10 protein-coding genes are annotated in these 9,485 nt (G+C 41.3%); 9 read left to right on the forward strand and 1 reads right to left on the reverse strand.

What is annotated here, in order from left to right; genetic code table 11:
* Positions 1–268 precede the first annotated feature (268 nt).
* Together EKM65_RS10680 and EKM65_RS10685 are read left to right on the forward strand one after the other, a co-directional pair.
* On the forward strand, positions 269–1,219 hold the full coding sequence (locus EKM65_RS10680; RefSeq protein ID WP_164506924.1) for a D-2-hydroxyacid dehydrogenase: 951 nt from the start codon (positions 269–271) through the stop codon (positions 1,217–1,219).
* A 14-nt stretch (positions 1,220–1,233) separates the two neighbouring features.
* Positions 1,234–1,842, forward strand: coding sequence for a sugar O-acetyltransferase (locus tag EKM65_RS10685; RefSeq protein ID WP_191987324.1), 609 nt, complete (start codon positions 1,234–1,236; stop codon positions 1,840–1,842).
* Positions 1,843–2,376: 534 nt separating this feature from the next.
* Here the strand turns inward: EKM65_RS10685 and EKM65_RS10690 are convergent.
* The gene (locus tag EKM65_RS10690; protein WP_125608326.1) at positions 2,377–2,577 is read right to left on the reverse strand and encodes a hypothetical protein; all 201 of its coding nucleotides are present in this window, start codon (positions 2,575–2,577) and stop codon (positions 2,377–2,379) included.
* 173 nt (positions 2,578–2,750) lie between these two features.
* Between EKM65_RS10690 and EKM65_RS10695 the strand changes: the two genes are divergently transcribed.
* The 7 genes from EKM65_RS10695 (at position 2,751) to EKM65_RS10725 (ending at position 9,215) form a co-directional block, all read left to right on the forward strand.
* Positions 2,751–3,128, forward strand: a complete 378-nt coding sequence (locus EKM65_RS10695) for an ArsR/SmtB family transcription factor (protein WP_125608328.1) — start codon at positions 2,751–2,753, stop codon at positions 3,126–3,128.
* Positions 3,125–3,730: a cadmium resistance transporter gene (locus EKM65_RS10700; RefSeq protein ID WP_125608330.1), complete on the forward strand. Its 606-nt coding sequence runs from the start codon at positions 3,125–3,127 to the stop codon at positions 3,728–3,730. The genes EKM65_RS10695 and EKM65_RS10700 overlap by 4 nt, the downstream gene beginning before the upstream one ends.
* Before the next feature lie 200 nt (positions 3,731–3,930).
* Positions 3,931–5,001 (forward strand): AI-2E family transporter, encoded by a 1,071-nt coding sequence (locus tag EKM65_RS10705; protein WP_125608332.1) that lies wholly within the window; start codon positions 3,931–3,933, stop codon positions 4,999–5,001.
* 240 nt (positions 5,002–5,241) lie between these two features.
* Positions 5,242–6,078: an aldo/keto reductase gene (locus EKM65_RS10710; RefSeq protein WP_125608334.1), complete on the forward strand. Its 837-nt coding sequence runs from the start codon at positions 5,242–5,244 to the stop codon at positions 6,076–6,078.
* A gap of 476 nt (positions 6,079–6,554) precedes the next feature.
* Positions 6,555–7,475, forward strand: a complete 921-nt coding sequence (locus EKM65_RS10715) for a class C sortase (protein WP_164506925.1) — start codon at positions 6,555–6,557, stop codon at positions 7,473–7,475.
* Positions 7,472–8,395, forward strand: a complete 924-nt coding sequence (locus EKM65_RS10720; RefSeq protein ID WP_125608338.1) for a class C sortase — start codon at positions 7,472–7,474, stop codon at positions 8,393–8,395. Before EKM65_RS10715 ends, EKM65_RS10720 begins: the two co-directional genes overlap by 4 nt.
* Positions 8,382–9,215 (forward strand): class A sortase, encoded by an 834-nt coding sequence (locus EKM65_RS10725; RefSeq protein ID WP_125608340.1) that lies wholly within the window; start codon positions 8,382–8,384, stop codon positions 9,213–9,215. The genes EKM65_RS10720 and EKM65_RS10725 overlap by 14 nt, the downstream gene beginning before the upstream one ends.
* Positions 9,216–9,485 lie beyond the last annotated feature (270 nt).

Consider the following 9,485-nt stretch of genomic DNA (forward strand, 5'->3'; position numbering starts at 1 on the left):
AGCTGTTACTACAAGACCTGTCTTGGAGACAATTTTGCAAAAATTGGCTTCAAGCAGTGTCCACCACGTTCCAGCGAAAGTATTTATTTTCCCTCACGGTACTCACTACACTTTATATGCAACCTTTGCGCGAGCGCGAAGAACCACAAAATAACAGTTCTAGGGTATTTTCCACATTTTTGCTATACTAATAGTGTCAAAAAGAAAAGGCATTCTTTTTAGTCAATGCCTTTTTAGTTTGGTTTCGTCAAGATTGGGAGGTTTTATTTTGTCAAAAGTTGTCAATTTAATTAAATTGAAAGAGCCATTATTGCAACGTGTTAAATCCGAGCTTGCTGACGATGAGTTTGTCGATTTAAGTCGACAAGCTTATACGGCTGCGCAAATTGCCGATGCGGAAATCATTCTCGGTTATTCGCCAGCTGTGGCAGTAGCCTTAAAGTCGCCCAATCAGATTAGATGGATTCAAGCTTTCTCTGCAGGTGTTGATAATTTTCCGTTAGCGGAATTAAAGCGGCAAAATATTTATTTAACTACTGCCAGCGGTGCGAATGCCCAGTCTGTTGCCCAGCAGGCAGTCGGTTATTTGTTGGCCGATGTTCGTCATTTGCAAAGTGATGCTGAACATCGTTTGAGTAAAGAATGGACTGATTTATTCCATCGGACTGAACTGACTGGCCGTCGTGTTTTGATTATGGGAACAGGTAATATTGGCCGAATTTTAGCTGGATATTTGCGCGCCTTTGAAATGCACACGGTTGGAATTAGCCGCTCTGGTCGGGCGACGAAGAACTTTGATGAAGTCGCGACGATGGCCAAGCTACCAGAAATGTTACCTTCTGCAGACTATGTGATCAATTGCTTGCCATTAACGTCAGAAACGCGTGGTTTGGTTAATCAAGATTTTCTGAGTAAGATGGCGAAATCTGCTTATTATGTGAACGTTGGTCGTGGCGGAACAGATGTTGATCAAGATGTCTACCAAGCATTAGCGAATAAAACTATTCGTGGTGCGGCCTTGGACGTTTTCAATACGGAACCATTATCACAAGATTCGCCATTATGGACGTTACCGAATGTGATGATTACACCGCATACTGCTGGTCACACGAATTTTTATTATGCGCGTATTTTTGATTATTTTTTCGAAAATCTTGCGGCTTACAAACAAGGGTTAAAACCAACCCGAAATTTAATTAATTACGATAAAGGCTATTAGGGGTAATTCTGATAATGATTGAAGAACAAATGCACAACGGTTCGATTTATGATCCTAACGATCCTAGGGTTACCGCGCGTCAAACGATTGCTTTAGAAAAATTGTACGATTTTAATCAGACACGGCCTAGTCAGGAGAAAAAGCGGTCGCAACTATTAAAAGAAATGTTTGCAGAAATTGGTCAAGGTTGTTATCTTGAACCGCCATTTCACGCTAATTGGGGTGGTCAACATGTTCATTTCGGCGACTATATTTATGCCAACTTTAATCTGACTTGTGTTGATGATACTCATATTTATGTCGGCTCGCACACGATGTTTGGGCCGAATGTCACCTTAGCCACGGCTGGTCATCCGATTTTACCAGAATTGCGCGCAAAGGGGCTGCAATATAATATGCCCATCACAATCGGCGAGAATTGTTGGTTTGGTGCGGGTGTCGTTGTCGTGCCGGGCATTACGATTGGCAATAACGTCGTCATCGGCGCCGGTAGTATTGTCACCAAGGATTTACCAGATAATGTTGTCGCGGTAGGCAATCCTTGTCGCGTATTGCGCTCAATTAATGATCATGATCGCGAGTTTTATTTTAAAGATCATAAGATTGATTGGTCAAAACAGTAAGTCGTTGTTAAATTCTGGAACTGCAGTCTTGTTGAAAGTACTAAGTTCTAGAACTGTTATGTTGCAGTTCTTCGTGCCTACGGAAAATTGCTGGTGGAACGCTGCGAGTATTGATTTGAGCCAAATGAAAACTAATTTGTCTTAAACACAAGCTTTCTTGTAAATTGTAAGACCTAGAACTGTTATGTTGCGGTTCTCCGTGCCTACAGAAAATACGCTGGTGGAACGCTGCGAGTTTGATTTGAGTCGAATCAAAAGCAGTTCGTCTTAAATGTGAGCTTTGTTATAAGTGCCAAGATCTAGAACTGTTGTGTTGTGCTTCTTCGTGCCTACGGGAAATACGCTGGTGGAACGCTGCGAGTTTGATTTGAGCCAAATCAAAAACCAATTTGTCTCAAATACAAACTTTCTTGTAAATGGTAAACCATCAACAAGAATGCCGCGGCTGACCGCGATTTCCCTACGGCACTGACAAAAGTGATGATATGGTGTGATTTAACCGCAATTTTTTGCTTCTAAAAATTAGAAGGGAATTTAACAACTTGTCAATTCAGCGCTTGCGCAAAGGCTGTCATCTTGCTTGTTTAGTGGCGGCGAAGAAATACCGCTCAGTAGTGACATTAATGTTAGCAATTTATTGCTTACATTAAGGCTCGCATTTGAGACGATTTGCCCTTCAATCGGCTCAAATCGACGCCCACTACGTTCCAGCGCAAAGTATTTCTTCGCCGCCACGGTATTCTACACGTTTCTTATGCAACCTTTGCGCAAGCGCGGAGAACCGCAACAAAATAGTTTTAGTTACCGAAGGTTCCTTGACATCGTCTAAAAATTATTACACAATTACGTGTATTAATGTTGTACGATGATCAAATAAGTAGCTTATTACAGAAGGTGGCTTTTAAACGATGAACAATTGTTGTCCGGATGTTCCCCAATTAACTGACCGCGACTTAGCGACGATAAGTCAAGCAGAGCAAATTAGTCAACTGTTTAAAATATTGGCTAATCCCACCCGTTTGCGGATTATTCATGCGTTAGCGAAAGCACAGTCACTATCGGTTAATGCCTTGGCGGAACAAATTCAAATGAAAACGCAGGCGGTTTCTAATCAGTTACAAAAATTAGTTGCCGAAAATATTGTGCAGTCAAAACGTGACGGAACGTTTATTTATTACCAGATTAAAGATAATTGCACAGCTTTATTATTGCAACGGGCGTGGTGTTTGGCCGAAGATACTGGCTTACTCGTAAAAATGACAGCGACTGGAGCCATTGACGAATGATTTCAACTATTCTTTCAGCAGTCGTTATTTATTTTTCCACAGCATTGGATTTATTTGTCATTTTAATGTTGTTGTTCACTAAATATCAGTCACCGCAGGCCAAAAAGCGAATTTATGTGGGGCAATTTTTAGGATCTTGGGGTTTAATTGCCGTTAGTTTATTTTTCGCGTTAATTTTACATTTTGTACCGGCAAAGTGGTCGTTGGGATTTCTAGGACTGATTCCAATTTATTTCGGAATTAAATCTTTATTCGAAGATGGCGATGAGGTCGCTGCGGCGCAAGAGAAAATCAGTCAGTCTAATCAACAGAATTTGCTTTCGCTGGTGGCTTTAATGACGTTTGCGTCTTGCGGTGCTGATAATATCGGTCTGTTCGTTCCGTACTTTGTGGCTCAGAATGCGTGGCAATTAATCATCGTGCTGCTGACGTTCACAGTTTGCATTTTCTTACTAGTCTTTCTTAGTGATCATTTTTCGCACGTTCGTTTTGTTAAAAGCCTTCTAGAACGCTCGGGTAAGTGGCTGGTGTCCGTTATTTATGTAGGATTGGGTGTCATGATTATCATAGAAAGTGGCACGATCCAACATTTCATTCATTAAAAAAATACTTTGAGTTAAAATTTTGCTGAGCAAAGTTTTAACTCAAAGTATTTTTTATTGTTTTCGTAAGTTGTCATATTCGTTTGGGCAAATACTTCAAAAAGCATTACACTAAGAGAGTGAACGAGCAACAAGATTATCTGCCAGGTTTTAAGGGCAGACTTTAAAAAAGATTCTAGAGATTAGTGGGGAGATAACTAGTGTCGATTTATCAAAAATTTATCCGGCGGACAGCCATCCGCCGTTTCACAGTGCTAGTCATCATCGGCCTTGTTTTATGGTTAATGCGCGCGATGATCAGTACAATTTTATTAACTTTTATTTTTGCATTTCTGGTGACCCGCTTGGTGGGTTTTGTGCGGCGTCGACTTAAGGTACCAACGCCTTTGATTGTCATTTTAATTTATGCTTTGGTACTTGCCTGCCTCTATTTTGTGGTTGTTAATTTTGTCCCTTTGTTGGCTAACCAATCGATTAAATTAGTCAATCAAGTTTATAAGTTTTATGAAAGTCCCAGTTTTGATTCTAATGCCGTGATGGCGTATCTCAATAATTACATGAAGCAATTTAATTTGGCCGAGCAGGTTAAATCAAGTATTTCGACCTTGTTTAATTACATCACGAGTGTTGGTAGTATGGGCGTGACGTTTGTTTTGTCACTGCTGCTCAGTTTTGTCTTCTCATTGGAAACAAAGTCGTTAAAGAAATTTGGTGAACTATTTGTGAGTAGTCCCGACTTTGGTTGGTTCTTCTCTGATGTCGCTTATTTTGCCAAGAAGTTCATTAATACCTTTGGTGTTGTGATTGAAACGCAGTTATTTATCGCAGCGGTCAACACGGCGATCACAATTTTAACTTTGGCCGTTATGAAAATGCCAAATTTGTTGAGTTTGGGATTAATGGTCTTTCTCTTCTCGTTAGTGCCAGTGGCTGGCGTGATTATTTCCTGCATTCCACTGACAATGGTGGCATTTTCCGTTGGTGGTCTTAAGTATGTTGTTTATATTTTAGTGATGATTGTTTTGATCCATACGCTTGAAACTTACGTTTTAAATCCTAAGTTCATGGCGAGTCGGACGCAATTACCCATGTTCTTTACGTTTATCGTCTTGCTGATTGCCGAGCGACTCTTCGGCGTTTGGGGGCTGATCGTCGGCATTCCCATTTTCACCTTCTTCCTCGATATTCTTGGCGTTAAGAAGATTCCCACACCCAAAGCTGATTTGGTAGCAATTTCTCAAGAATCGCCGGCAACAAAAAGAAAACCGTGACTCAGTTTTCAAGACTCAGTTTTTATTGCCGCCGAAATTAAGGTTGCCTTTGCGTTATCTTAAAATTAAGAATCAGAGAATGACGAATCTCCGGCAAAATAAAAACGCCTCATTTGACCTGTTCTCGGACAAACTATTAAAAAATAAGTCAAAATGCTTGCCTTAGAGTGGGGGTTAAGCGCTATTATAGTGACGGTTAGTAAGCAAAAAATAATTGCTTAATAGGAAAGGAATAATTCAATGACAAAATTAACAGATACGTATACATTAGCAAACGGTGTTGCAATTCCTAAGATTGGTTTTGGGACTTGGCAAATTCCCGCAGATCAAGCTAAGCAAGCCGTCATGGACGCGATTAAAGTGGGGTACCGTCATATTGATACGGCGTTAGCTTACCATAACGAGAAGGAAGTCGGTGCCGGTGTGCGGGCTTCTGGTTTGAAACGTGAGGATATTTTCGTTACATCGAAGTTGCCAGCAGAGACTAAAACTTATGATGGTACTTTGCGTGACTTTGACACAACGATGGCTAATCTTGACCTTGATTATTTGGATCTTTATATTATTCACGCGCCGCAACCTTGGGCCGAGCAAGGTGCCGATTATGCTTTAGAGAACCGCGAAGTTTGGCAAGCCATGCAAAAGATCTATGAATCTGGTCGCGTTCGTGCAATTGGTGTTTCTAACTTCGGTGTTGCTGATTTAAAGAACATTTTTGATGTGGCCCAAGTTAAGCCGATGGTTAATCAAATTCAATATTATGTTGGCTACACAGAACCAGAAATCACGAAATTCGCACAGGCTAATGGTTTATTAGTCGAAGCATATTCGCCGTTGGCAACAGGCAGCCTGCTTAATAATCAGGCCATTCAAGCTATCGCTGATCATTATCAGGTCAGCTTAGCCCAGCTAGCTATTCAGTTCTGTGTTCAAAATGGCGTCTTACCTTTACCAAAAGCAACGCATATTGCGCACATTGAAGCTAATGCCCAGCTTGACTTTGTGATCAGTGCTGAAGATATGCAGCAGTTAAATGAGCATGTCGATACCACTAAGAAGGGACATTACCGTCATTAAACAACTGCAACGAAAACTGTGGTGTCATGATGTTGTGGTTAAGCGTTGCATTCAACCCGATTTTTGTTCTATGTTCATTAATTAGAGTCGGATTCAATTGTGAGTGGTGTTAAGCTAGCATTCAAAGCGAGAAATGGAAAGTTCAATGCCATGCGAATGTGTGTAGCCTTAACCCAATTCAAAACGTGACAGGTCTCATTTAAATAACCAAGTGCTAAATTCTGTTGGTAATGCACATTAAAGTTAGACGATTATCGTCTAATCTTGATGACGCATTTCAATCTTGGATTTAATACTTGGTTTTTTGTATGTTAGTTTGAATCTATTTAAAAATAGCATGACAACTTTGAAAATAGCATGATCGCATAAAATACCTGCAATTCGGATTTTTATGTCAATTTGGTCAGCATTACGATTAAGTTTTGTAAAGCGGCAGACTTTTTGCTATGATAAATTCCGACAAGGGGGCCGTATTAATGGCGCGTTCTACAAAAGGTCACAAAGCAAAAAAGAGAAATAATTTCTGGTTATATTTTGGATTGGTAGTTGGCGTGATCATTGTGCTGTTGCCGTTCTTATTTGGGGTATACACGCGACATCAACAGGATGATAGTTTAAATACTTATGAAAAATCAGCCAAGCATGAAGATATGACGGCTGCGCGTAAATTAGCCGATCACTATAATCAAATAATTTTTCACGAGCAACAAGAACAAGGTGCTGCTGATGGGACACCGCTAATTCAGGCCATTTACCCTAAGCTGCATCGCCTAATTGGCTATATTGATATCCCCGCGATTCATCTGGAGCCAATGATGATTTACTATGGTAGTAGCGATTGGGTGCTTGATCGCGGCATTGGTAATTTGTCGTGGAGTAGTTTACCCGTCGGTGGTAAAAACACAATGAGTGTACTCAGCGGTCATAGCGGCTTAGCTAATCAGGTTTTTTTTGATAATATTAAGCATTTGAAGAATGGTGACCTAGTTTTCGTGACGTCGCTGCGCAAGAAAATGGCTTATCGTGTGATCGGGCGAAAGATCATTGACCCAAATAACAAAGCGTCGTTAAAGGCGCTGCATGTGCGACCCGGCAAAGACGAAATCGCGTTGGTTACTTGTACGCCAGTCTTCATCAATAGTCACCGGTTAATTGTTTACGCCAAGCGGACCAATTATCAAGTCGCACGTCATCAGAAAGTAACACCACGCGACTTCTGGTCATTAGATCACATCTTCTACTTGATTATCTTAATTCTGATCATCTTGCTAATCTTATCGTTAGGCTATGCAAAACACCGGCAAAAGAAGAGACAGCAAAAAGAGGCAACAAAAGAGGCAACAAAAGAGGCAACAAAAGAGGCAACAAAAGAGGCAACAAAAGAGGCGGCAAAATGACAACAAGTGATAATGAGCGACTGCGTCAGTTTGAAATCAAACGTCTCGAGCAGCAAAAATATAATCGGCGCATTTATCGGCGCTTGTTTACAGGCCTGATTATCGGGATTATTCTGTTCTTAATTCCTTTCATTTTTGACACTTATAATAAGTTGCGTACTGAACCACTAGTCAGAGCCTATCAGAAGAACACGCCTAAGCCAGATCCTAGTCTGGCCCCAGCGCGTGCTTATAACCGGCAGATCGTTAAGTTTCAACAACGTAAGGTTAAGCAGCCCGACATTACGAAAGTCCAGAAAGATCTTCGTTCACCAATTGGTTATGTCACAATTCCTGCCATTAATTTAAAGAATATGATGATGCGCTTTGGGGAATCTGATTGGGTCCTTGAACATGGTGTCGGTGTGTTAGATTGGACAAGTTTGCCGATCGGTGGCAAGAGTACCCATAGTGTGATTACTGGTCATACCGGTCTGGCGAATCAAGTTTATTTCGATAATATTCGCTACTTGAAGAAGGGTGATGTGATTTATTTACACACTTTTGGCAAGAAGTTGGCCTATGAGGTCGTTGGGCGCAAGATCATTGATCCGAGTGATAAGCGCCAATATAGCGTGCTCAATGTTACCAAAGGGCGTGATCGCATTACGTTGTTGACGTGTACACCAATTTTTGTTAATAGTCATCGCTTGTTGATTTTTGCCAAGCGGGTGCCGCTAAAGACCGCTGCACGCACCAAGACAACGCGGCGAGATATTTGGTCATTGGAACACGTTTGGATGTTGGTCGTTTTCTTACTGATCTTATTGTTACTGATCTGGTTTGTCTATCAACGTCACGCTTATAATAAACAAGTTCAAGCTATCGAGGAACAGTTACGCGGTTTGAACGATAAGGATATACAGGATGAAAATCATTAGAAAACTTTTCTGGCCGCTTGCCTTTCTGGCACTAACTTTACTGGCGATCAAAGTATTATATGATGTTAATTTAACACCGAACACTATTGAAATGACGACACAAAATCGCCGATTAATGCAAAAGAACCAAACCAAAGCAACGAACAAGGCGCAGGCCCAAATTACAAGCGTTGACCTGCAGGACTTAGCCGCCGCTAAAAAACAACTACCGCATACACTGGCACGTGATTTGGTCGGTCAGTTGCAGATTCCCGCTATTGATTTGAATTTGCCAATTTTAAAAGTGGCGACTGACCAGACGCTGTCTACTGGCGCGGCTCAATATTTCCCGGAGCGGCCGATGGGAACGGGCAACTACGTCTTGGCGAGTCATAATTTTATCGGTGCACACGTCTTGATGCACGACATCGGCATGCTCAAAACTGGTGCTAAGATGACGACTACCGATGGTACGCACACTTATGTTTATCAAGTCGTTAGTAATCGTGTCGTCCATCAATCGCAGACGCAACTCCTACAACCAACCAAACAGGCACAATTAATGTTGATTCGTTGTGAAGGCCGCTTGCACACGCCTTATCGTCGAATTGTTACGGGAAAACTGGTTCGAACAATTCCGCGGGTTGCCGTTAAAAAAACGGCGCAAACAACATTTTCGTATCAAAGCGTTGTGCAGCGACTGGGGCATAAACAATGGTTAGTGGCTGCCGCCGAAATTCTAGCAGAATTACTTGCTGGCAAGCGACCACTACTACTAATTGCCGTATTGCTTGTTTGGGCAGTACTCATGTTTCTGATTATCCTCAAGGTCTTTAAATAGATTGCCTCAGCACTATCATGTCAATGCAAAAAAGGAACCGGGATTTTTAATCGCGGTTCCTTTTGCTATGATTGAAATTAAGCTGTACCTTGAACGTGGTGTTCCACACTGCTTATTGTTGGTAGTGTGACTTTAGTATTTCGTTACAAGCGTCATCAGAAGCGGCAATTAACTGAACTAAAGACGTTAACTAACTAAAGGTTGAAAGTATCAAAACAGACCGTAACCATTGATGTCAAACGGTTATGGCATATTATATTACTAGTTATC

It is taken from the genome of Lapidilactobacillus bayanensis, assembly GCF_003946695.1.
GTDB classification, from domain to species: Bacteria; Bacillota; Bacilli; order Lactobacillales; family Lactobacillaceae; genus Lapidilactobacillus; species Lapidilactobacillus bayanensis.